Here is a 21,114-nt window from a genome sequence, read left to right on the forward strand (position 1 = left end):
ATGACCGGAGACGGTCACGTACGGATCTGTGGGGGCCGGGAGGTGCGATTCCTCCCGGCTACCCGGCGCCAGCCTCGCCCATGCCGCCTTCATCCCAGGATGGGCAGGAGAACGAGATGATGCCGCTGAACGCATGCCCGCCGCTCGTACCTACGCTCGCCGAGCCAACCCCCCTGCGGAATTTCTCGCCTGGTCGGACGCCGTGGAAGCCGAGTGTGAAACCCGATGCGGCAACACCAAGCGGGCGTTGCACCTCATCGGAAACGCCGAGGACATCCTTGCTACCGGGGGCCAGCAGAACGTTCCCGAATGGTTCGAATGGTTCTCGGCCACACGGTTGGGCAGCTTCAAAGGCGGCACCCAGCTACGAGTAGGGCCTCTGCTCCAAGCCCGGCGAACCCTGATTGAGGTGCTGGACGTCCTTCCCGTCGACGCTACGAAGCAGCGGACCGGACCGTGGTCTCCCCGGAGTAGATCTGCCAGCTCGTGTTGGTGGTGAAGCTGACGGCGGTGTTGAACGCGACGGCGGGGGAGAGCCCGGTGCGGCCGAGGGGCAGCGGGAGCGCCGGCTGCGCCCGCAGAACGATGTACAGCAGCAGCACGCCGACGCCGGAGAACGCGAGAAGAGCCCCCAGGTAGTGCGGCCAGCGCTGGTCGTTGTCCGGATCGACCCCGCAGAGCCGGTAGATCACCCTCTCGACCCGCTGGTGCCGGGCGTCGGTGTAGACGCGGCCAGGTAGTCGCCGAGGGGGACGTGCAGGGCGACGATCACCACCACGACGAACGCCACCTGCGGCCACCCGGTCATCCCCCGGGGTCCGGACAGGACGCGGAGGCGCGGAGAGCCGGGCCGTGCGCGGACGCGGTGGAGATCGCTGACATCGCTTGTTCGTCGCCGAAACGATCATGTGCTGCCGCGGCGCTCCGCCGTCCGGTCAGCGGATGGAAGCGCTTCTGACGTCGCACGCGGCGTCGTGACGCGAGGTACATACCCCGGCTGACGACAGGCCGGGCGCGCGGCGGTCAAGCCGCTCGACGGCGAACCCGGACCGGACAGTTCCACTCTCCGGCCGACTCCCGTCCTGGACGGCGATCGATACGGAGCCTCTACGGCTTGGCATGGGTCTGTACGCGTTCTTGACATCCCTCGCGACGGCGGCCGTTCGGCGGGAATCTCCGAAGCGCAGGAGAAAATTTTTAAATCAGTTGATTGACTTAAGTTGACTCGTTGGATTTACTTACCACACATAAGTAGTCAAATCCGGAGGGTTCCAGGTGAGCGAAGACGATGGCCTGATCGTCGGCGGGCCGCGGGACGTCCGGGAGCGGTGGTGACCATGGCGGTCCGGGCCGAGCGGGTCAGCGCGACCCGCGAGCAGATCCTCACGGCGGCGGAGCGGCTGTTCGCCGAGCACGGGGTGTTCACCGTTTCCAACCGGCGGGTCAGCGAGGCTGCCGGGCAGGGCAACAACACCGCGGTCGGCTACCACTTCGGGACGAAGGCGGATCTGGTCCGCGCGATCGTGCGTGGGCACGCCGAGCGGATGGAGGTCGTCCGCCGCCGGATGCTGGCCGAGATCGACGGCTCGACCGAGGTGCGGGACTGGGTGGCCTGCCTGATACGCCCGCTCACCGAACATCTGGCCGCGTTGGGGAACCCCACCTGGTTCGCCCGCTTCGGCGCCCAGGTCATGACCGACCCCGCGCTGCGTGAAATCATGATCATCGAGGCGCTCACCTCGCCCACGCTGCTCCAGATCCTCGATGGGCTGAATGCCTGCCTGCCCAGGCTGCCGGTCGAGGTGCGGGCCGAGCGCCGCGAGATGACCAGCCAGTTGATGGTGCACATCTGCGCCGAGCGCGAGCGCGCCCTCGCCGAGGGACGGCCGACCCCCCGCTCCAGCTGGCACGACGCCGCGACCGGCCTGGTCGACGCGATCACCGGCCTGTGGGCGGCGCCCGTCACCCCGGGCGGGGAGACGCCCCGGAGCGGCCAGGTATCGACATGAAGATCAGCGCGGACGAGGCAGCCGAGAGCACCTGAGCGCTCCCTCAGCCGTCGCGGGCGGACCGGAGCCATGCCGTCCGGCCTCGTTCCGTGCCGACCCCTTGTGAGCCGACCCCTTGTGAGCCGACCCGTTGTGAAAGGACGCAAGCGATGACCGAAACCGTGAATCCGGCCGAGGTTCCGCAGTTCCCCGGCGCCCGGGCGGCGCGCTGCCCGTTCGACCCGCCGCCGGTCCTGCACGCGTTGCAGGAGCAGGGACCGCTGGCGAAGGTCAAGGTGTGGGACGGCAGCACGCCATGGCTGGTGACCCGCTATGAGGAGCAGCGGGCGCTGCTCGCCGACCCGAGGGTCAGCGCCGACGTCACCCGCTCCGGCTACCCCAGATCGGCCCCGGTCGCGTCCATGAACGGCTCGGCCATCAGCTTCATCCTGATGGACGATCCCGAGCACGCCCGGCTGCGCCGCATGGTGCAGGCGCCGTTCACCGTCCGGCGGATCGAGACGCTGCGCCCGGCCGTGCAGAAGATAGTGGACGGCCTGATCGACGACATGCTGGCCGGTCCGAACCCGGTGGACCTGGTCGAGGCGTTCGCCCTGCCGGTGCCGTCCCTGGTGATCTGCGAGCTGCTCGGTGTCCCCTACGCCGACCACGAGTTCTTCCAGGACAACAGCAAGATCCTCATCAGGCGTGAGGCCGACCCCGAGGAGCGCGCCGCCGCGTTCGCCCAGCTGGTCGGGTACCTGGACGACCTGGTCGGGCAGAAGCTCGACCATCCCGGCGAGGACCTGCTCTCCCGGCTGGCCGAGCGGATCAAGGCCGGCGAGCTGACCCCGCCGGAGGCCGCCCGAATGGGCGTGCTGCTGCTGGTCGCCGGACACGAGACCACGGCGAACATGATCGCGCTCGGTACGCTCGCCCTGCTGGAGCACCCCGACCAACTCGACCTGCTCCGCCGTACGGACGATCCGAAGCTGATCGCCGGGGCGGTGGAGGAACTGCTGCGCTACCTCAACATCACGCACAGCGGACGCCGCCGGGTCGCCCTGGAGGACATCGAGATCGGCGGCCAGGTCATCCGCGCCGGCGACGGGCTGATCCTGGCCAACGACATCGGTAATCGCGACCCCGCGGCCTTCCCCGACCCCGACCGCCTGGACCTGCGGCGCGACGCCCGCCGTCACGTCGCCTTCGGCTTCGGCGTTCACCAGTGCCTGGGCCAGCCGCTGGCCCGCATGGAGTTGCAGGTCGCCTACGGCACGCTCTACCGGCGCGTGCCCACGCTGCGGCTGGCCACGGAGCTGGAGCGGATCCCGTTCAAGCACGACGGCCAGGTCTACGGCGTCTACGAACTCCCCGTGGCCTGGTGACCGACGTCACCGGCCCGGCATCCCCATCGGCGGAAGGCGAGAGGAACCCGTGAAGATAGTCATCGACCAGGACAGGTGCATCGCCTCCGGGCAGTGTGTGTCCGCCGTCGGCGAGGTGTTCGACCAGCGCGACGAGGACGGCGTCGTGGTGCTGCTCGACCCCACCCCGCCCGCCGACCTGGCCGCCGCCGTCCGGCAGGCCGCGGCCGTGTGCCCCGCGCGGGCCATCCGCGTCGAGGAGTAGGGGGCCACCGGCATCTCCAAGAGCACGCTGTCCCGGCTGGAGTCGGGACACCGCCGCCCGAGTCTGGAGCTCCTGCTGCCCGACCAGCTCGTCCAGCGGCAGGGGGCGCATCATCAACTGCCGCAGGGCGGTGGCGCCGCCCGGAGATGGCCCCGCCGACATAGTTGGATTGTGCTGCTGCGCCTCCGAGGCGGGGACGACATGCGTGGCGAAGATCAGGTCACGGAATCCGGGTGCGAACAGTTCTACCTGCGCGATGACCCGGTCGCTGACATCCCTGGGGGAGCCGTTCGGCACATGCGCGTACGTCCACAGCACGTGGCGACCGGCGGGCGCGCCGCCGGGCTGCACCGCCAGGACGTACGGCCGCTGCGCGTGCCGGGCGGCGAAGTCACGTCAGGCGTTCACGCTGTCGGCCGCCCCCTCGGACGTCCAGGCGGCGACGACCTCCACATGCCGCAATCCGCCCGACTCGGCGATGTGACGGAACCAGGCTGCGCACTCCGGCACCGAGTTGACCTCCCGCGCAGCCTGCTCGGCCTCCGCTCGGCTGCGCCACAGCACAACATCCAGCCACTCGCCGTCGTTGCCCTTGGTCAGGTACGCCGCCAGACACCCCGGGAACCGTCGATGCAACGCCGCCACCATCGCGGGCCGCTCAGCCGTCAGCCGGTCCTCGGCGCCCTCGTGAACCCGGAAACGAGCCAATTCAATCGTCATCATGGGCTAACACGGTAGCCCGGTCGCCCTACCCATGCCCGCTGCGGCGACCTGGGAGGCTGGGACGTCACGAGCGCTGCAGGGAGGATAGGCCCCACAGTTCTGCGATGCGCCCGTTCAGCACCCGGAAGATCTCGAGCATGGTCGGTGGCTGCTGTTCAGGAATGCCGCGTACGCTCGTGCGGACGGCGGCGGTGTCCCCTTCGACGACCATGTCCTCGACGACGACCTGGGCATTGGGGAACACCTCGTGGAACCGCTGCCACGCCCGGGTGACACTGTCTGGTCCGGTGGTGCCCAGTGGGTGGCTGTAGAAGTCAGCCGTGAAGATGTCGTGTGCGGCAGCATGGTCGTGAGCGTTGAACGCCGCGTACATGCGCCGGGCCACGGCGCGCACGTCATCGGTCATGGTTCTCCTGTTCGGTCACGTTCGCGCGGACGCGCCACAGGACGCGCAGCACGATCTCCTGCTCCTGTGTGGTGACGCCGTCCAGTAGCCGTTCCTGGTATGCCTGGTGTGACCGGTCCAGCTCGGCGGCCACCCGCTCGCCGACGGGGGTCAGTGCGGCCAGGGTGTAGCGGTTGTCCAACGGGTCCACGCGACGGCCGGCCAGCCCTTCGCCCTCCAGGTCCTTGACCAGCCGGGTGACGCTCGCGCCGTCGATGCCCAGCGCCTGGCGCAGCTCACTATGGCTGGTCTCACCCTCACGCCACAGCCGGACCAGCACCTGCACTCGGTGGGCGCTCATCCCCACGTGTCGGGCGAACGCCTGCCGCAACTCGGCGCAGGCGCCGCCGAGCTCACGAAAGAACCTGTCCTCAGGCGTCACGTCATGCACCATCTCTATATATCTTCAACTCTTGAAGACTTCAATAAATCTGGGCTGGTCGCGGAGCGCAACATCCCGAGACCAAACCCAGCGAATGAGGCCATGGGCAAGGGGCCGACCGCTGATGTTCGGCCGGTTGGGTATCCCGGCCTGGTTGGGCGATCTTCAAGAAACCATCGTTCATTGAAGTGTCGGAACGCCTGCACTCAGCACCTCGGCTGGCGCGGCGTGCGCGCGGGCAGACTCTCGGTTACTTGCGGGAATTAACAATCTCCCAAGTGATCCACATGAGCTGACACGCAAGATTTCGCTGTTTTTGATTATTGATTTCCAGAAATCCAAAAATTGCTAGAGTGATCGCCCGTGACGACCTCTCCGGCGGCGACGCCGTGCAAGCACTGCGGCATGCCCATCGAGCAGCGGACCGGCCGGGGGAGACCCCGGGAATACTGCGCGGAGGGCGACTGCCAGTCGGCGGCCAAGCGCGAGCGCGAGCTGCGCCGCGCGACCCCGGGGCTCGAAGGCGCGCTGGCCCGGGCCGAGGATCTCTACGAGCGCATGGAGAAGGGTCTGGCCGCCGCGATCACACCGCTCGCACAGGTGCTGGCCGACGAGCTCAGCCCCGCCGGGGTGGAGGCGAGGCTGAGCGCGGTCCAGGCCGAGGCGCATACCCGCGTCGCCATCGCCCGCACCGAGCGGGAGCAGGCGTTCGAGCAGGTACGGCTGGCCCACGAGGCGACCGAGGAGGCCAGGAAGGAGACGGAGGAGGCGCGCCGCCGGACCGACGAGGCCCACGCCGAGCGTGACACCGCGTTCGCCGACGCGGAGACCGCCAGGGAACAGGCGCTGGCGGCGCTCCGCGAAGCCGCGACGACGGAACGGGTGGCCAGACAGGCGGCCGAGGAGGCCCGCAAGCGGGCCGACCTGGCCGAAACCGCCAGGGACCAGGCGCTGCACGAACTCGCCGAGCACACCGAGCGGGCCTCCGCGGAGGTACGGCAGGCGCAGGCGGACGCCGTACAGGCGAACCAGGAGCGTGAGCGGGCCCAGGCCGAGGCGGTCGGCGCCCGCGCCGAGGCGGAGATGGCACGGCGCGCGCACAGGGAGGCCGAACAGGCCAGTGCGGCGGCCATCGCACGGTCCCTCGCGGCCGAGGCCGAGCGTGACCGCGCCGTCACCCGTGCCGACGGCGAACGCGACCGGGCGGAGGCTGCGGAGTCGGCCCGCGCGCTCGCGGCCGCGGAGACCGCGCGCGCCCAGGCAGAGGCCGCGCGGGCCGGGGCGGAGGCGCGTGCCGCGGCCGAGGAGCTGGCCAAGGCCGCGGACCAGGCCGGTACGGCCGCCGCCGAGCGGGAGCGGCTGCAGGCGGAACTCGCCCTGGAGCGGGCACGGATGCAGGATCTCCGGGCGCAACTCGACGCGGCCAGGGCGGAGGCGGCGCAGCTACGCGAGCGCGCGGTCGCGGCCGAGTTCCGGGCGAGGCACCACGAGGAGGGGACCGCTGGGAACGCGAACGCGGGCGATCAGGGCCAGGCCGAGGCCCCCGGGGCGCGCTGATCCGGATGGAGTTGCTGGACCTGCTGGTCACCACCGAGCTGATCGGCAAGGCCTACATCGCGGCCGGCAAGGAGCGGGCCCGCCGGCATCCGAAGCCGCCCAAGCACTCGGCCACGCTCGCCGCGGCGGTCGAGATGCTGCTGGAAGCCTCCGAGTATGGCTGACCAAAATGACCAGATTGGTCAGTTGGTCGAATATGGTGGTGATAACACACGAGAGAAGGGACGTGGCCATGAAGAACGCTGCCGATCGTGGCCGTGCGCTGGTGGTCGGGATGGGGATCGCCGGCATCGCCACCGCGCTGCGGCTACGGCAAGCCGGCTGGGAGCCGGTGCTGATCGAACGGGCGCCTGGGCGCCGCTCCAGCGGGTACTTCATCATGCTGTTCGGCGCCGGCCTCGCCTCGGCCCGGCGGCTGGGCGTGCTGGACGCCATCGGCGACCGCACGACCCAACGCCTGCCGTTCGAGGTCAACCGAGCCGGACGCCGCGCCCCCGGGATGAGCCCGGCCGGCCTGCCCGGCAAACCCCGGATGGTACTGCGCGGCGATGTGGAGCAGGCCCTGTTCTCCGCGTTGCCGCCGGATGTGGAGATCCGCTACTCCACCGTGCCCACCCGCATCACGCAGGACGACACCGCGGCGGAGGTGACGCTGCACGACACGGCCGCGGACACCACCGTCACCGAGCGCTTCGACCTGGTGATCGGTACCGACGGCATGCGCTCCACCGTGCGCGGCCTGGCCTTCAGCCCGGACGAGTATCTCCACCCGCTGAACTACATGATCGGCGCAACCGCCCTGGACCACCCGATCGACGGCATCGCCCATGACCAGGGCCTATCCCTGGCCGAACCGGGACGCTCGGCGTGGATCTTCCCCTTCGCCGACCACGCGCCGGGCCTGCTGTTCTCCTACCGCACCAGCGACATCGAGGTCGAATTCACCCGCCCGGCGATCGAGTCCATCCGCGCCGCCTTCGGCCCGCAGCCCCCAGGACCCTTGCTGGAGCAGATGTTCACCGCGTTCGAACAGGCCCCGGCGCACCTGTTCGACTCGGTGCACCAGGTCAAGATGCCGCGCTGGCACCACGGCCGGGTCGTCCTGGTCGGCGATGCCGCCTGGTGCCTGACCCTGTACTCCGGTATGGGCGCCTCCAGCGCCATGGCCGGTGGCGAGCTCCTGGGCACCATGCTGGAACGCCACCCCGACGACCTGCCCGCCGCGCTGCGCGCGTGGGAGACCCGGATGCGGCCGTTCATCACCACCGAACAGGAGAGCGCGCTGATGATGCGTACGCTGTTCACGCCGCACGACCGCAAGGAGCAGCTGCTGCGCACCGCGATGCTGCGCCTGATGAACACCCCGCTCATCAGCAAGGCCATGCGCAACCTGATGGCCGGTAGAGGCATGGAGAACAAGCAGTTCGACGTCGCCGCCGTGTGACCCGAGCCGGACGATCTCGACAAGGAAGGCGATCACGGTGGACCAGCTGATCGAACACCACTCGCGCAAAGCCGCCCGCATCCTCGACAGCGCGCGCGAACTGGTGGCCGATCACGGCGTGCGCAAGGTCACCGTCAGCGAGATCGCCGGAGCGGCCGGGGTCGGCAAGGGCACCGTCTACCTGTACTGGCCCACCAAGGAGGACCTCATCCTCGGCCTGTTCGCCCGCGAACTGCTGGCCTTCCTGGACGAGGTCATCGCGCGCATCACCGCCGACCCCGCCGCCGTCCTGCCGCGTCGCCTGGCCCCGCTGCTGACCCGCACCGGGCTGCGCTCCCCGCTGGGACGCCGCCTCGCCGCCAAGGACACCGAACTGCTGCGCCTGCTCACCGAGCAGGCCGGCGACCGCGACCTGTTCGATCGCGCACAGCCCAGCGCGATGTGCGAGGCGGTCATGCCGATCCTGCGCCGGCACGGCCTGATCCGCCACGACCGCCCGCTGGCCGACCAGTCCTACGCCATGCACGCCCTGCTCATCGGCTTCGGCGCCACCATGACCGACCCGGACTCCGCCCCGCCCAGCGCCAGCGACCCCGCCGGCATCCTCGCCGACGCCGTGGCACTCCTCCTCGAACCCGCGACCGCACCCGCCGAGCAGGCCGTCACCGTGGCCGCCGGTGACACCGTCGCCGTCTTCCGCCAGACCAGACAAGCCGTCCTGGACATCATCGACCGCAGTCAGACCCTCCAGCGATGAACCCGCGGGCATGCTCCATGCCAGGCGGGGCTACCCGGCCGGTCGGCCAAGATCGGTAAGCCTCGGCTCATGTACGTGGTAATTGCCTCGTACATGAGCGCTTCACGATCACAGCCGAGCTGGGAATCCGGCCCCGGCGTCGGCGCGCGATACGGGCAAACGCGCCCGCTACGCGCATTCGAACGGAAAGTCACGGCAAGCCGCGCAACTCTGCTCGGCTAACGGGACTTTCCGTTCCGACGCTCGTCCTGGCCCGTCTCCGATGGTTGCGGAACCGGGTCGCGGTCCGGCGGCAGAAGGCAGAAGAGGACGGTGGACAGGGCTCGCTCGATCGTCTCGGTGTTCACCTTCTCGGGGTCGGCGAGATGTTCGTTGGTCAGGCCGTTGGTCAGACAGTGCAGGATCAGCGCGGCCAGGTCGGGGTCGACGGACGGGCGGGCGCCGGTGCGTTCGGCGGCCTCGGCGATCGACCTGGCCGCCCCTTCCCGCTGCGTGCGGCGCATCGGGGTGAGCACCGACCGGATCCGGTCGTCGCGGGCGGCGCGGGCCGCGAACTCCAGGCCGAAGTACCCCCGGCGGGTGTCCCCGACGATCCGCCGGGTGACCAGAGAGGAGACCCGCGCGATCAGCGTGGGCAGCGCGCTGGTGTCGCGGATCTCGGTCATCACGGCGGCCAGTTCCATCTCGGCGCCATCGCTGAGGACGGCCGCGAACAGCTCCTGTTTGCTGCCGAAGTTCGAGTAGACGGCGCCTTTGGTGAAGCCGGCGGCGTGGGCGATGTCCTCTAGCCGGGCGTCGACATAGCCGCGCTCGGCGAACACCCGCGCCGCCTCGGCCAGCAGTCGGCGGCGCACCTCTTCGCGCGGAACGCGGCGGGCGGGGCCCGGCGTCTGATCGTCACTCACAGGAATTAGCATACTCGCGGTACTCAATACTTTGGGTATCGTACTTGTCATGCACTCTCATCTCTCCAGGAGACCTCTCTTGACGACCTCTCGATCCCTCGTGTTGACAGCGTCGGCGCTGGTCCTCCTCGCCGGGTGCGGCGTTTCGGCGGACGAGGCACAGCCGGAGAAACGGAGTTTCGCGTTCGCCCAGGACCGGCTGAGCATCGCCAAGGGCAGCGGCGACCTGGACATCAAGCCGGGCGACGTCACCGACGTCCAGGTGAGGCGGTGGTTCTCCCGATGGTCTGTGCTCGGCGGTGATCCGAAGACGACGTGGGACCTCAAAGACGGCACGCTCACGCTGGCCACTGACTGTGTGACGCTCATCGGCGGCTGCGACGTGCGGTACGAAGTCGTGGTGCCCGCGGGAACGGCGCTCACCGTCGAAGGAGACAACGGGAGGGTCTCGGCGTCGGGGTTCGGCGCCGGGCTGCGGATCCGTACCGACAACGGAGCGATCTCCGTCGCCGACGCTTCAGGACCGCTCAGCCTGGAGAGCGAGAACGGCGAGGTGCGTGCCACGGGCACCAGGTCGGGCCAGGTGGACGCGGTCTCCGGGAACGGCGCGATCCACCTCGCGTTCGCCGCCGTTCCCGACCAGGTCGCCGTGCGGACCGACAACGGCGCCGTCACGGTCGAGGTGCCCGACGCGGCTTACCAGGTCAAGGTGAAGGGCGGCGAGGATGTACGCGCCGACGTACGCGAGGACGCGACCAGCCGGCACGTGATCACCGCCACGAGTGACAACGGGCGGATCACCGTACGTCCCGCCGGGCCGGCGAGCTGATCGCCATGCGCAAGAACGACATCGACTGGTTCAGGAACCTCGGCGTGCTCTTCCTGTTCACCCCACCACATCGCCAGGGTGCTCGACGATCCGTCTTCCCATGCGGCAGAAGACGACTCCACATGGGCCGGGTGCGCGTGGGCTACCTCGGGCCGCGCGAGCGCGGCACGACCAGTCCCGTCTCGTACGCGGTGACGACCGCTTGGGTCCGGTCGCGCAGCCCGAGCTTGCTCAGCACGCGGCTCACGTGTGTCTTCACGGTCTCCTCCGTGACCGTCAACCGGCTCGCTATCTCCGGATTGGACAGGCCCTCGGCGATGAGCCGAAGGACCTGCGTCTCGCGAGGGGTGAGCGCGCCGAGCGCGACCGTCGGCGTGGCCTCGGGCCTCGGACGCAGCTGGGCGAACTCACTGATCAGGCGGCGGGTGACGGCCGGGGCCAGGAGCGCTTCGCCTGCGGCGATGACGCGTACCGCGTCGAAGAGCCGCTCCGCGGTGACGTCCTTGAGCAGGAACCCGCTGGCTCCGGCGCGAAGCGCGTCGTAGACGTACTCGTCCAGGTCGAACGTGGTCAGGATGAGGATGCGCGGCCCGGCCGTCGCGGATCCGGCGAGCCGCCGGGTGGCTTCGATGCCGTCCATGCCCGGCATGCGGACGTCCATGAGGACGACGTCGGGTGCCAGCTCGCGGCAGAGCCGTACCGCCTCGGCACCGTCGGAGGCGGCGCCGACGACGGTGAAGTCCGGCTGGGTGTCGAGCAGTTCGGCGAATCCGGTGCGAACCACCGGGTGATCGTCGGCGACGACGATCCGGACGGCAGGGGACTGCGGGCTCATGCGGCCGTCTCCTCCTTTCCGGGTAGGCGGGCTTCGACGAGGAAGCCGCCGCCGGCGGCGGGGCCGGTGCGCAGCCTGCCGCCGACGGCCGCGGCGCGCTCTCGCATGCCGGACAGCCCGTGACCGTCGGCAGATGCGGCCTCGGACGGGCCGGGCCCGTTGTCACGGATGAGCAGCCGCAGGGCGTCGCCGGCGTAGTGCAGTTCCACGTCGACGGCGGCGCCCGGCGCGTGGCGCCGGGCGTTGGTGAGGGCTTCCTGGACGATGCGGTAGGCCGCGAGTTCGACGCCGGGGTCGAGCATGACCGGAGGGCCGTTGAGGATGAGGCGGATGCCGGTCCCGGACGCGTCCCGTGACTCGTCGAGCAACTCGTTGAGTTCCCGCAGGCGCAGGCCGGGCTGAGGTCGCAGGTCCGCCGCGTCTGCCTGCGCGTCCTCGCGCAGCACACCGAGCAGCCGCCGCATCTCGGTCAGCGCCGCCCGGGCGGTGTCGCCGATGGCGGACAGCCGCTCCGCGCCGGCGGCCGGCATCCCGGGGGTGGTCAGCCGGGCCGTCTCCGCCTGCACGGAGACCATGGAAATGTGATGGGCGACGACATCGTGCAGTTCCCGGGCGATGCGAGCGCGTTCGCCGCGCGCCGTGTGTTCCAGCAGGCTGTCGGCGATGACCTGCCGGGCGGCCGTGTTCTCCAGCGCCTCACTGCGCGCGCGCCGCGCGATTCCGGCCACCGCCGCCGCCGGGGCCAGGGACGCCAGCAGCAGGGTGAGGACCCGCGCCTCGCCGCCTGCCGTACCGGCGAGTGCCAGGACCGGGTACGGCACGGCGAGAAGGACCGCGAGCAGGTACGAGCCGCTGCGGCCGAGCCGGTACCCGGCGACCAGCTGTGCGCCCAGGCCCGCCACGGTCAGCGTCTGGAAGGCCGTGATCGACAGCACCATCGTCGTGGAGATGACGACGGCGGCCGCGGCCGGCTGCGCCCACAGCAGCGCCAGGGGAAGCGTGGTGGCCAGGCCGAGCAGGCCGAACGCCATGACGTACAGCGCGGCGCCGGTGGACTCGACCGGTGGAGGCGTCCCGGCGTGCGCGATCGTCTCGCCCACCGGTCTGCTCACGGCATGCCCGAACGAACGCGCCAGCGGCGTACTCCGGGCGTGCACGATCGCCTCCGTCAGCGCGAGCACCGCCAGCAGGACGCCGGCCACGACGGGCGCGTGGGGAATCGCGGCGCTCCGCCGCCACCTGGCCGCCCATCCGCCGCTTCGGTCATCCGTTCGATCCACGCAGGCCATTGTCGCGGCCGTGCCACCGTACTGGCATCCCTCGTGTGAGGGATGGGACGTCACTCACACCAGCGACCGTGAAGATGGCTCGGTGGCGTGACGACCGCGCGTTCCGCCGTTACCTAATCTGCCTGGCGTGGAAGCAACCATCGAAGTCATCGGGCTGCGCAAACGATTCGGCCGGACCATGGCCCTGGACGGGATGTCCTTCACCGTGACGCCGGGGCAGGTCACCGGCTTCGTCGGCCCCAACGGCGCGGGCAAGTCCACCACGATGCGGGTGATCCTCGGCCTGGACGCGGCCGACGAGGGCACCGCGCTGGTCGGCGGGCGACCCTACCCGAGCCTGCGGAACCCGCTCAGCCACGTCGGGGCGCTGTTGGACGCCGCGGCGCTGCAGCCGAGCCGTACCGGCCGCAATCATCTGCTGTGGCTGGCCCACTCCCAGGGGCTGACCGCCAAGCGGGTCGATGAGGTGATCGAGCAGGTCGGGCTGCGATCCGCGGCCCGGCGGAAGGCCGGTGGCTACTCGCTGGGGATGCGGCAGCGGCTCGGGATCGCCGCGGCGCTCCTCGGCGATCCACCGGTGCTCATGCTCGACGAGCCGGTCAACGGCCTGGATCCCGAGGGCATCGTGTGGATCCGCGGCCTCCTGCGGTCGCTGGCCGCGGAGGGCCGCGCCGTCCTGATCTCCAGCCACCTGATGAGTGAGCTCCAGGACACCGCCGACCATCTCGTGGTGGTCGGCCGCGGCCGGATCGTCGCCGACACCAGCGTGGCCGATCTGATCGCCACCGCCTCCAGTGGCCGGGTCACGCTGCGTACCACGGCGCGATCGGAGGCGATGACGGCGCTGGCGCACGCCGGCGCCACCGTCGCCGCCGGCGACCGCGACACGATCACCGTCTCCGGACTGGAGGCAGAGCGCATCGTGACGCTCCTCAACGCGAACGCGGTGCCGTTCTCCGAGGTCGCGGCCCATCGCGCGACGCTTGAGGAGGCGTACATGGATCTCACCAGGGACGCGGTCGAATTCCGCGCCGCCACCGGAACCGCCACCGGAGCCGCCGCTGGGCAGGAGGCGGCCCGATGAGCAGCGGCACCGCCACCCCTTACCGCTCGGGCCTGCGAACCGGGCGCGACGGCTTCGCCCAACTGGTGCGCGCGGAGTGGACCAAGTTCCGCACAGTACGCGGCTGGCTGATCGGCATGATGGCAGCGGCGCTGGTCATCGTCCTGCTCGGGCTGATCTCCGCGTCGGGAAGCCAGACATCGTGCGGCGGTCCGAGCGATGTCTGCCCCGCCGTTCCGGTGGGGCCGGGCGGTGAGGCGGTGGAGGACAAGTTCTACTTCGTGCACCGGGCGCTGGCCGGCGACGGCGGCATCACCGTCCGGATTACCTCCATGACCGGTCAGATCCGCCTGCCCGACCTCACCCCGGGGACGCGGCGAGTCGTACCCGGGGTCGAACCGTGGGCGAAGGCCGGCGTCATGATCAAGGACGGCACACGGCAGGGGTCGGCCTATGCCGCGACGATGATCACCGGCGGGCACGGGGTGCGGATGCAGCACAACTTCACCGAAGATGTGGCCGGTCGTCCGGGCGGTGTCTCGGCGGCTTCCCCCCGCTGGCTGCGGCTGACCCGCTCAGGAGAGGAGCTCACCGGCTACGAGTCGGCCGACGGCACGCACTGGACCAAGGTCGGCACCGCCCGGCTGGCCGGGCTGCCGGCCACGGTGCAGGTCGGACTCTTCGTCGCATCCCCGGGCGACCTGACGGTGAAGCAGACTGATTTCGGCGGGAGCACCGTACAGAACCGCTTCGCCGAGGCCACCGCCGCCTTCGACCAGGTCAGCCTGGAGGGCAAGGTGTCCGGCGGCGCGTGGAGCCGCGACGACATCGGGGTCACCCGGGAGCCCGACGGGTCGCCCCATCATCCGGGCGGGGTCGTCGAGTCCGGCGGGACCTTCACCGTCACCGGGGTCGGCGACATCGCGCCGCTCGCGGACGGCCAGACCATCGAGAGCACCCTCACCGGCGTGCTGACCGGCCTGATCGTGGTGATCGTGGTGGCGGTGGTGTTCATCACCGCCGAGCACCGGCGGGGCCTGATCCGCACCAGCCTGCTCGCCGGCCCACGGAGAGGCCGGGTGCTGGCGGCGAAGGCCGTCGTGATCGCCGCGGTGACCTTCGTCGCCGGGCTGGCCGGGGCCGGCGTCGTGGTCCCGCTCGGCACGTGGATCCTGCGCGCGGGCGGCAACTACGTCCTTCCGGTGAGTCTGCTCACCGAGTCGCGCGTCGTGGTCGGCGTCGCTGCGCTGCTCGCCGTGACCGCCGTCTTCGCCCTCGCCCTCGGCGCCCTGTTCCGGCGCAGCGCCGCGGCGGTGACCGCCGCCATCACGGCGATCGTCCTGCCTCACATCCTGGCGACCGCCTCCGTCCTGCCCGTGGGCGCGGCGCAGTGGCTGCTGCGGCTCACCCCGGCCGCCGGTTTCGCGATCCAGCAGAGCATCCCGGAGTACCCGCAGGTGATCGGCCACTACGCGCCGCAGGCGGGCTACTATCCGCTGGCGCCGTGGGCCGGCTTCGCCGTGCTCTGCGGCTACGCCGTGCTCGCTCTCGGCCTGGCCGTCTTCATGCTGCGCCGGAGGGACGTATGAGACGGGAACTGCGCGCGGAGTGGACGAAGCTGCGCACCGTAGCCGACACCGGCCGGCTGCTGCTCGCCGTCATCGCGCTGACCGTGGCGTCGAGCGCGGCGGCGGCCGCGACCGTGTCCTGCCCGGCGGCGGGATGCGACCACGACCCTGCCAAGATCAGTCTCATCGGGGTTCAGGTGGGCCAGGCGGCCGTCGCCGTCCTGGCCGTCCTGGCGATCACCGGTGAGTACGGCACCGGCATGATCCGCACCACCCTGGCGGCGATGCCGCGCCGGGTCACCGTACTGGCCGCCAAGGCGGCCGTCCTCACCGGCCTCACCTTGGCCGCCGGGGCCGTCGCCGTGCTCGGGTCCGTGCTGGCCGGGCGGCTCATCCTGCCCGGCAACGGTTTCACCCCGGCGCACGGCCACCCGTTCCTGTCCCTGTCCGACGGGCCGACGCTCCGCGCGGCCGTCGGCTCGGTCCTCTACCTCGCGCTGATCGCCTTGCTCAGCCTCGGCGTCGCCGCCGCCGTACAGGACTCGGCGACGGCCGTCGGGGTGGTGTTCGTCCTGCTCTACGTCTTCTCGATCCTCCCCTTCATGATTTCCGACCCGGACTGGCAGAGGCTGCTCTGGCAGATCTCGCCGATGAACGCGGGACTCGCCGTCCAGGCGACCACGAATCTCTCCAGCCTGCCCCTCAGCCCATGGGCCGGTCTCGGTGTGCTCGCCGCATGGGCCGCCGCGGCTCTCCTGGGCGGGGGAACGCTGCTACGCGTACGCGACGCGTGAGCGACACGCCTCCGCCGTCCGGGTCACCCCTTTCGGGAGTTCACCCAGGCGGGCGACGGTCAACCGCCGTGCGCGATGACGGCGGGGCCGGTCGGGAACGGTCATCCGGCCTTCGCCGAGCGCCCCAGGCCCGGGATGAGCACCGCGGCCACGATCAGGTGCATGCCGCCCAGCGCCACCATGCTCGCGGTGTCGACGGCGGCGAGCGGTCCGGTCAGCGACAGCGCGAGCGTCACGATCGCGATGACCGTCCAGGCCAGACCCGGCCGCTTCAGCACGCGTTCCAGTAACGCGAGCAACACCCAGGCCGCGAGACCGACGACCAGGCTCGCCGCGGCGACCGAACCCGCCCCGATGGACTGGATCGCCCCGTCGAGTCGGACGGTCAGTCCGATGCCGGCCACCGGGCCGGCCAGCGTCCAGAGAACGAGTGCCGCGGCCGTCGCTCCGGCCACGGTCAGTGCCCGCCGGGGGGCGGTGCGGCCGGTACGCCCCGGTACGGCTTGAGTGGAAGTGGTTTCGCGTAGCACGCCTTTTCCTCTCTCTACTTGGAGGACGGGCGGCCCTTCTCGTGGCCATCCACTGATGGCGTCCGCGGCCGGTCCCGTGTGGTTCACGCGCAACAGCGTCGCCGTCGAGAGGTGGTCGCCGCATCGGACGCGTGGCCGCGGCGAGTTCGACCCCGGTAGAGCCGAGCTACGACTTTGGTCGATGTGGTGCGCATGCCGGGCGGGAACAGCGGGGCCACGCGCGTCGACACCCTGATGTCGCAGGACGTGCCGGCCGAACCCGAATGGGCCGGCCTGCTCACCCCGGCCGACCGGCGCGGCCTGACCCCGCTGTTCTGGCAGCACGTGCGCCCCGGCCACAGTCGGGGGCTCCTACGTGGTCGTCCTCTGACGTCAGGGAAGGTCCGGATGAGATCCGTGCGCGAACCGCACGGTGATGGACAGGCCGCCTTCGGGGCGTGCGCTGGCGGTGAGGGTGGCGTGGTGAGCGTGGGTGACGGCATTGACGATGGCGAGGCCGAGGCCGTAGCCGTCGCGGCGACCGTGACGATGGGAAGCCAGTTTTTGGAAGGGTTGAAACAGGCGCTGGACCTGGTCGCCGGGGATCACCGGCCCGGTGTTGGTGACCGTCAGGGCGACCTGCGTGCCGGAGGTCTGAGTGGTGATCTGGACGTGTCCGTCTGGGTGGTTGTGGCGGATGGCGTTGTCGATGAGGTTGGCGACGAGGCTTTCGATCAGTTTCGGGTCTCCGGCGGCAACTGCGGGCGCCAGGTGTTCGGCGAGGTCGATGCCCGTCTCCGTTGCTTGGTCGCGGCGGGAGGCGAGCAGTCCTTCGACGATGTGCGCGAGGTCGAGGGTGTCCCAGCGGGTGACGCCGCGTTCGCTGGTGGCCAGGGTGAGCAGTGCGTGGACGAGCCGCTCCTGGTGTGCGCCGAGAGCGAGGGCCTCCTGGCAGGCCGAGCGCAGGGTGTCGGTGTCGGCGTCGGGGTCGGCGAGGGCGACCTCGAGGAGGGTGCGCAGGCCGGCGAGAGGGGTGCGCAGCTCGTGGGAGGCGTTGGCCACGAAGTGGCGCTGGGCGTCGAAGGAGGCTTCAAGGCGGGCGAACAGGTCGTCGAGGGTGTGGCCGAGTTCGGTCAGCTCGTCCGTGGGCTCGCCGAGGTCGAGGCGCCGGTGGAGGTTGCCCGCGGAGATGATTTTGGCGGTGGCGGTGATGGCGCGCAGCGGGTGCAGGAACCGGCCGGCGACGTACCAGCCGAGAGCCAGGGCGATGGGCATCAGAACGACCAGGGCGACGGCGGATCCGGCGAGGAGTTGGGGCAGGCTGATCCCGGGCCCGGTTGCGGTGACCGTGGTCGATGGGGGAGGGCCGTTGGGTCTGGTCGCCTGGATGCTGGCGAGCGGAATGTCGACGAGGACGAGCACGAATACTCCGGCGGCGTAGATACCCGCCGCGTAGGCGAGTGCGAGCCGCTTGTGCAAGGACCTTCTGGCGAGCCGCCGGGTGGTCATGACGGTCCGATGCGGTAGCCGCCTTCGCGGATGGTCTCGATCACGGGAGGGTCGCCGAGCTTGGCCCGTAACCGGTGCATGGTGTGCTTGACGGCGCTGCTGAAGGGGTCGGCGGCCTCGTCCCAGACGCGCTCCAGCAGTTCCTCGGCGGAGATGACCAGGCCGGGTACGGCGAGCAGGCATTCGAGCAGGGCGAACTCCCGGGGGCTCAGGTCGAGGCGCCGACCGGCCCGGGACGCGATGCGGCGGGCCGGATCGAGGGTGACGTCCCCGCATGCCAGGGTGGGCGGCAGTGGCGGGGTGGCGCGGCGGGCCAGTGCACGGACGCGGGCGACCAGTTCGGCGAACGCGAACGGCTTGGGCAGATAGTCGTCGGCGCCGAGGCTGAGCCCGTCGACGCGGTCCTCGATCGTGCCGGAGGCGGTGAGCATCAGTATGCGGCTCTCGCAGCGGTCGTGGGCGAGTCGCCGGCAGATCTCGTCCCCGTGGACGCCGGGCAGGTCGCGGTCGAGGATCACCACGTCGTAGCGGGTGACGGCCAGCCGGTCGAGGGCGGCGGTTCCGTCCAGGACGACGTCGACGGCCATTCCCTCGCGGCGCAGCCCGGTTCCGATGGAGCGGGCGAGGACCTCGAAGTCTTCGACGACGAGGACCCTCACCGCCGCCCACCGCCGGTCGTCGTGCGGGCGGGTCGGCCGGGTTGGGGTGCCATGTCTTCACGATGCCAGATCCCCGGTTCCAGCCGGGTCGCAGCGGCTGCGACCCGGCTGGAACCGGGTCCCCCGTACAACCGTCGGCATGAATCCATTCAGGCCTTACCGATCCAGCCGACGGGTCGAGCGGGACGGCTTCTCCCGGATGCTGCGCGCGGAGTGGACCACGTTCCGCACCGGGCGCGGCCGGGTGCTCGCCATGGCGTTCTCCGTGCTGGTCACCGTGTCGCTCGGACTGCTGATCGCCGGGGGCGTCCGCAGCACGTGCGTGACCGGGAAGGGTGAGGGCCCCTGCCCCGCGCCTTTGCTGGGACCCGATGGCACGGCGGTCAGGGACAAGTACTACTTCGTGCACCAGCCGCTCAAGGGGAACGGCGGCATCACCGCCCGTGTGTCGGACATGACCGGGCAGATCCGGCTGCCGGACGCCGTACCCGGGGTGCGCAACGTCACGGAGGGGGTGGTGCCGTGGGCGAAGGCCGGGCTCCTCGTCAGGCAGAGCCTCAAGCAGGGCACACCGTATGCCGCCGTCATGCTCACTGGAGATCACGGCGTGCGGATGCAGTACAACTACATCCACGACGTGGCCGGCGGTCCTCACAATGGCCCACAGTGGCTGCGGCTGACCAGGTCGGGCGACACCATCAGCGGCTACGAGTCAGACGACGGCAAGACGTGGACCGAGGTCAGCACGGTCAAGCTGACCGGGCTGCCGGAGACGGTCGAGATCGGGCTGTTCGCCACCTCGCCAGGCGCGCTGTGGGATATGGCGCAGGCCTTCGCCCAGGCCACCGCCACCTTCGACCAGATCACGCCGCGGGGCGCGAACGGTTCGTGGCGCCGCGACGACGTCGGCGTCTCCATGGAGTCCGACGGCACGACCCCGCATCACCCGGGCGGGGTCGTCGAGTCCGGCGACAAGCTCATCGTGACCGGGGGTGGTGACATCGGGCCCGCCACGGTGGAGGGTGGTGTGCGCGCTGACCTCATGCTGATCGGCGGGGCCGTGGGGTTGATCCCGGTGCTCATGGTGGCGGTCATGTTCTTCACACGGGAACACCGGCGCGGGCTGATCAGGACCGGCCCGCCGGTCGCGCCGCACCCGGCGCGGCTGCTGGTGGCCAAGGCCGCGGTGGTCGGCGCGGTCGCGTTCGTGGCGGGGCTGGTGACCTCGGGGGTCGTGGTCCCTGTCGGCCTGGCGATGTTGCGTGCGAATCAGAACCCGATCCAGCCGATCACCCTGGCGACCGAGTCGCGGGTGATCGTCGGCTACGCGGCGCTTACGGCGGCCGCCGCCGTGCTGGCTCTGGGCCTCGCCGCGCTGGTCAAGCGGACCGTCGTCGCCGTCGGGCTGGCCATCGCGCTGGTCGTCGTGCCCTACCTGCTGGCGACCGCGGGCGTGGCGCCGTGGCTGCTGACGATCACCCCTGCCGCCGGGTTCGCGATCACGCAGAGCGTCCCCACGTTCGCGCATGTGGACGTGGGCCCGTCACTGGTCGGGGGCTATTACCCGCTCACGCCATGGGCGGGTTTGGGCGTGACCTGCGGATATGCCGCCCTCGCCCTCGGGGCGGCGATAGCCGTACACCGCACATCCCTCTGACTCCACCGATCCGACTCCACCGATCGGTGGAGTCGTTCCACCGTGTGAGCGAGTGGCCGATTCCACCGCCCGCTCGGAAGATCGGGCGATCCGCATGAGGCGCCTCCGTTGCGACGCTGATTCCCGTCGGCGAACGAAGAGACGGAGGCATACTGAAATGCGCAATGTGGTCTGGCTGATCAGCGGGTACGCCACGGTCAGCCTGCTGACGCTGGTGGCGGTGATCGTGTTCCGGCACGACGCGACGATGGTCACCGCCGCGGTCTGGATCCGCGGCAGCATCGTCGCCGCCGCCTCGCTGGTCACGCTGTTCCTCGCGGTCCGGGCGGCCCGCGGCGACCGCCGGATGCTGCTGCGGCTGCGCGTCGTCACCGCCGTCATGCTGGTCGCGATCGTGGTGATCATCGCGCTGCCCGGCACGTTCCCGCTCTGGTTCAAGCTCGAGCAGGGCGTCTGCGGCCTGCTCCTGCTGGCCGTGGTCGTGCAGATCAACCGGCGCCGGGCGGTCCGGCCGTGAGTGCGGTGATCGAGGTGGAGAACCTCCACAAAAGCCGGGGAGGCTGTGGCGG

At 70.6% G+C, this 21,114-nt stretch carries 23 protein-coding genes and 1 pseudogene; 14 read left to right on the top strand and 10 right to left on the bottom strand.

What is annotated here, in order from left to right:
* Positions 1-434 precede the first annotated feature (434 nt).
* Positions 435-692, bottom strand: coding sequence for a potassium-transporting ATPase subunit KdpA (locus tag IMZ11_RS10710; protein ID WP_228640158.1), 258 nt, complete (start codon positions 690-692; stop codon positions 435-437).
* Between the two features lie 645 nt (positions 693-1,337).
* Here IMZ11_RS10710 and IMZ11_RS10715 point away from each other — a divergent pair.
* The 4 genes and pseudogenes from IMZ11_RS10715 to IMZ11_RS10730 all read left to right on the top strand — a co-directional run.
* Positions 1,338-2,009, top strand: a complete 672-nt coding sequence (locus tag IMZ11_RS10715) for a TetR/AcrR family transcriptional regulator (RefSeq protein ID WP_228640497.1) — start codon at positions 1,338-1,340, stop codon at positions 2,007-2,009.
* A gap of 149 nt (positions 2,010-2,158) precedes the next feature.
* Positions 2,159-3,376 carry a cytochrome P450 gene (locus IMZ11_RS10720; protein WP_228640161.1) on the top strand — a complete coding sequence of 406 codons (1,218 nt, stop codon included), beginning with the start codon at positions 2,159-2,161 and terminating at the stop codon, positions 3,374-3,376.
* A 49-nt stretch (positions 3,377-3,425) separates the two neighbouring features.
* Positions 3,426-3,620 carry a ferredoxin gene (locus IMZ11_RS10725; protein ID WP_061254207.1) on the top strand — a complete coding sequence of 65 codons (195 nt, stop codon included), beginning with the start codon at positions 3,426-3,428 and terminating at the stop codon, positions 3,618-3,620.
* 3 nt (positions 3,621-3,623) lie between these two features.
* Positions 3,624-3,701 (top strand): annotated as a pseudogene (locus tag IMZ11_RS10730) (helix-turn-helix domain-containing protein); the annotation flags it as partial.
* Between the two features lie 315 nt (positions 3,702-4,016).
* Here the strand turns inward: IMZ11_RS10730 and IMZ11_RS10735 are convergent.
* From IMZ11_RS10735 to IMZ11_RS10745, 3 genes are all read right to left on the bottom strand, one after another.
* Complete coding sequence (locus IMZ11_RS10735) at positions 4,017-4,343, bottom strand: antibiotic biosynthesis monooxygenase (RefSeq protein WP_228640164.1); 327 nt, start codon at positions 4,341-4,343, stop codon at positions 4,017-4,019.
* Between the two features lie 64 nt (positions 4,344-4,407).
* The gene (locus tag IMZ11_RS10740) at positions 4,408-4,749 is read right to left on the bottom strand and encodes an ester cyclase (RefSeq protein WP_228640167.1); all 342 of its coding nucleotides are present in this window, start codon (positions 4,747-4,749) and stop codon (positions 4,408-4,410) included.
* Complete coding sequence (locus IMZ11_RS10745) at positions 4,739-5,170, bottom strand: MarR family winged helix-turn-helix transcriptional regulator (protein ID WP_228640169.1); 432 nt, start codon at positions 5,168-5,170, stop codon at positions 4,739-4,741. Before IMZ11_RS10745 ends, IMZ11_RS10740 begins: the two co-directional genes overlap by 11 nt.
* A 363-nt stretch (positions 5,171-5,533) precedes the next feature.
* Here IMZ11_RS10745 and IMZ11_RS10750 point away from each other — a divergent pair, with 363 nt between their 5' ends.
* The 4 genes from IMZ11_RS10750 to IMZ11_RS10765 all read left to right on the top strand — a co-directional run bounded on the left by IMZ11_RS10750 (position 5,534) and on the right by IMZ11_RS10765 (position 8,928).
* Positions 5,534-6,727, top strand: coding sequence for a hypothetical protein (locus tag IMZ11_RS10750; protein WP_228640172.1), 1,194 nt, complete (start codon positions 5,534-5,536; stop codon positions 6,725-6,727).
* Positions 6,728-6,732: 5 nt separating this feature from the next.
* On the top strand, positions 6,733-6,891 hold the full coding sequence (locus IMZ11_RS10755) for a hypothetical protein (RefSeq protein WP_228640175.1): 159 nt from the start codon (positions 6,733-6,735) through the stop codon (positions 6,889-6,891).
* Positions 6,892-6,959: 68 nt separating this feature from the next.
* A complete protein-coding gene (locus tag IMZ11_RS10760; protein WP_228640178.1) occupies positions 6,960-8,171 on the top strand; it encodes an FAD-dependent monooxygenase in 1,212 nt (403 codons plus the stop codon).
* A 37-nt stretch (positions 8,172-8,208) separates the two neighbouring features.
* A complete protein-coding gene (locus tag IMZ11_RS10765) occupies positions 8,209-8,928 on the top strand; it encodes a TetR/AcrR family transcriptional regulator (RefSeq protein ID WP_228640181.1) in 720 nt (239 codons plus the stop codon).
* Positions 8,929-9,146: 218 nt separating this feature from the next.
* Here IMZ11_RS10765 and IMZ11_RS10770 read toward each other — a convergent pair whose 3' ends face one another.
* On the bottom strand, positions 9,147-9,833 hold the full coding sequence (locus IMZ11_RS10770; protein ID WP_228640184.1) for a TetR/AcrR family transcriptional regulator: 687 nt from the start codon (positions 9,831-9,833) through the stop codon (positions 9,147-9,149).
* A 79-nt stretch (positions 9,834-9,912) separates the two neighbouring features.
* Between IMZ11_RS10770 and IMZ11_RS10775 the strand changes: the two genes are divergently transcribed.
* Positions 9,913-10,662 (top strand): DUF4097 family beta strand repeat-containing protein, encoded by a 750-nt coding sequence (locus IMZ11_RS10775; RefSeq protein ID WP_228640187.1) that lies wholly within the window; start codon positions 9,913-9,915, stop codon positions 10,660-10,662.
* Between the two features lie 142 nt (positions 10,663-10,804).
* Here IMZ11_RS10775 and IMZ11_RS10780 read toward each other — a convergent pair whose 3' ends face one another.
* Positions 10,805-11,497: a response regulator transcription factor gene (locus IMZ11_RS10780; protein ID WP_228640189.1), complete on the bottom strand. Its 693-nt coding sequence runs from the start codon at positions 11,495-11,497 to the stop codon at positions 10,805-10,807.
* Positions 11,494-12,777 carry a sensor histidine kinase gene (locus IMZ11_RS10785; RefSeq protein WP_228640192.1) on the bottom strand — a complete coding sequence of 428 codons (1,284 nt, stop codon included), beginning with the start codon at positions 12,775-12,777 and terminating at the stop codon, positions 11,494-11,496. The genes IMZ11_RS10780 and IMZ11_RS10785 overlap by 4 nt, the downstream gene beginning before the upstream one ends.
* Before the next feature lie 136 nt (positions 12,778-12,913).
* On the opposite strand from IMZ11_RS10785, the gene IMZ11_RS10790 reads away from it, so the two are divergent.
* The 3 genes from IMZ11_RS10790 to IMZ11_RS10800 are packed head-to-tail and all read left to right on the top strand — an operon-like array spanning position 12,914 to position 16,211.
* Positions 12,914-13,870 (top strand): ATP-binding cassette domain-containing protein, encoded by a 957-nt coding sequence (locus IMZ11_RS10790; RefSeq protein ID WP_228640195.1) that lies wholly within the window; start codon positions 12,914-12,916, stop codon positions 13,868-13,870.
* The gene (locus IMZ11_RS10795; RefSeq protein WP_228640197.1) at positions 13,867-15,438 is read left to right on the top strand and encodes an ABC transporter permease subunit; all 1,572 of its coding nucleotides are present in this window, start codon (positions 13,867-13,869) and stop codon (positions 15,436-15,438) included. Before IMZ11_RS10790 ends, IMZ11_RS10795 begins: the two co-directional genes overlap by 4 nt.
* Positions 15,435-16,211 (top strand): ABC transporter permease, encoded by a 777-nt coding sequence (locus IMZ11_RS10800; RefSeq protein WP_228640200.1) that lies wholly within the window; start codon positions 15,435-15,437, stop codon positions 16,209-16,211. The genes IMZ11_RS10795 and IMZ11_RS10800 overlap by 4 nt, the downstream gene beginning before the upstream one ends.
* 101 nt (positions 16,212-16,312) lie before the next feature.
* On the opposite strand, the gene IMZ11_RS10805 is transcribed toward IMZ11_RS10800, so the two are convergent.
* The 3 genes from IMZ11_RS10805 to IMZ11_RS10815 form a co-directional block, all read right to left on the bottom strand.
* Positions 16,313-16,741, bottom strand: coding sequence for a DUF6069 family protein (locus IMZ11_RS10805; protein WP_228640204.1), 429 nt, complete (start codon positions 16,739-16,741; stop codon positions 16,313-16,315).
* A gap of 372 nt (positions 16,742-17,113) precedes the next feature.
* Positions 17,114-18,229, bottom strand: a complete 1,116-nt coding sequence (locus IMZ11_RS10810) for a HAMP domain-containing sensor histidine kinase (RefSeq protein ID WP_228640207.1) — start codon at positions 18,227-18,229, stop codon at positions 17,114-17,116.
* Positions 18,226-18,888: a response regulator transcription factor gene (locus tag IMZ11_RS10815; RefSeq protein WP_228640209.1), complete on the bottom strand. Its 663-nt coding sequence runs from the start codon at positions 18,886-18,888 to the stop codon at positions 18,226-18,228. Before IMZ11_RS10815 ends, IMZ11_RS10810 begins: the two co-directional genes overlap by 4 nt.
* Positions 18,889-19,027: 139 nt before the next feature.
* Here IMZ11_RS10815 and IMZ11_RS10820 point away from each other — a divergent pair, with 139 nt between their 5' ends.
* Positions 19,028-20,545: a DUF1349 domain-containing protein gene (locus IMZ11_RS10820; RefSeq protein WP_228640211.1), complete on the top strand. Its 1,518-nt coding sequence runs from the start codon at positions 19,028-19,030 to the stop codon at positions 20,543-20,545.
* A 157-nt stretch (positions 20,546-20,702) separates the two neighbouring features.
* A complete protein-coding gene (locus tag IMZ11_RS10825; protein WP_228640213.1) occupies positions 20,703-21,062 on the top strand; it encodes a hypothetical protein in 360 nt (119 codons plus the stop codon).
* Positions 21,063-21,114: the final 52 nt, after the last annotated feature.

The organism is Microtetraspora sp. AC03309, assembly GCF_020826795.1.
Lineage (GTDB): Bacteria > Actinomycetota > Actinomycetes > Streptosporangiales > Streptosporangiaceae > Microtetraspora > Microtetraspora glauca.

Bases quoted from the DNA above. Each gene is read 5' to 3' on its own strand.
- IMZ11_RS10810 (WP_228640207.1), bottom strand. From the start codon at position 18,229: ATGACCACCCGGCGGCTCGCCAGAAGGTCCTTGCACAAGCGGCTCGCA.
- IMZ11_RS10715 (WP_228640497.1), top strand. From the start codon at position 1,338: ATGGCGGTCCGGGCCGAGCGGGTCAGCGCGACCCGCGAGCAGATCCTC.
- IMZ11_RS10820 (WP_228640211.1), top strand. From the start codon at position 19,028: ATGAATCCATTCAGGCCTTACCGATCCAGCCGACGGGTCGAGCGGGAC.
- IMZ11_RS10825 (WP_228640213.1), top strand. From the start codon at position 20,703: ATGCGCAATGTGGTCTGGCTGATCAGCGGGTACGCCACGGTCAGCCTG.
- IMZ11_RS10720 (WP_228640161.1), top strand. From the start codon at position 2,159: ATGACCGAAACCGTGAATCCGGCCGAGGTTCCGCAGTTCCCCGGCGCC.
- IMZ11_RS10800 (WP_228640200.1), top strand. From the start codon at position 15,435: ATGAGACGGGAACTGCGCGCGGAGTGGACGAAGCTGCGCACCGTAGCC.
- IMZ11_RS10795 (WP_228640197.1), top strand. From the start codon at position 13,867: ATGAGCAGCGGCACCGCCACCCCTTACCGCTCGGGCCTGCGAACCGGG.
- IMZ11_RS10735 (WP_228640164.1), bottom strand. From the start codon at position 4,343: ATGATGACGATTGAATTGGCTCGTTTCCGGGTTCACGAGGGCGCCGAG.
- IMZ11_RS10780 (WP_228640189.1), bottom strand. From the start codon at position 11,497: ATGAGCCCGCAGTCCCCTGCCGTCCGGATCGTCGTCGCCGACGATCAC.
- IMZ11_RS10755 (WP_228640175.1), top strand. From the start codon at position 6,733: ATGGAGTTGCTGGACCTGCTGGTCACCACCGAGCTGATCGGCAAGGCC.
- IMZ11_RS10760 (WP_228640178.1), top strand. From the start codon at position 6,960: ATGAAGAACGCTGCCGATCGTGGCCGTGCGCTGGTGGTCGGGATGGGG.
- IMZ11_RS10740 (WP_228640167.1), bottom strand. From the start codon at position 4,749: ATGACCGATGACGTGCGCGCCGTGGCCCGGCGCATGTACGCGGCGTTC.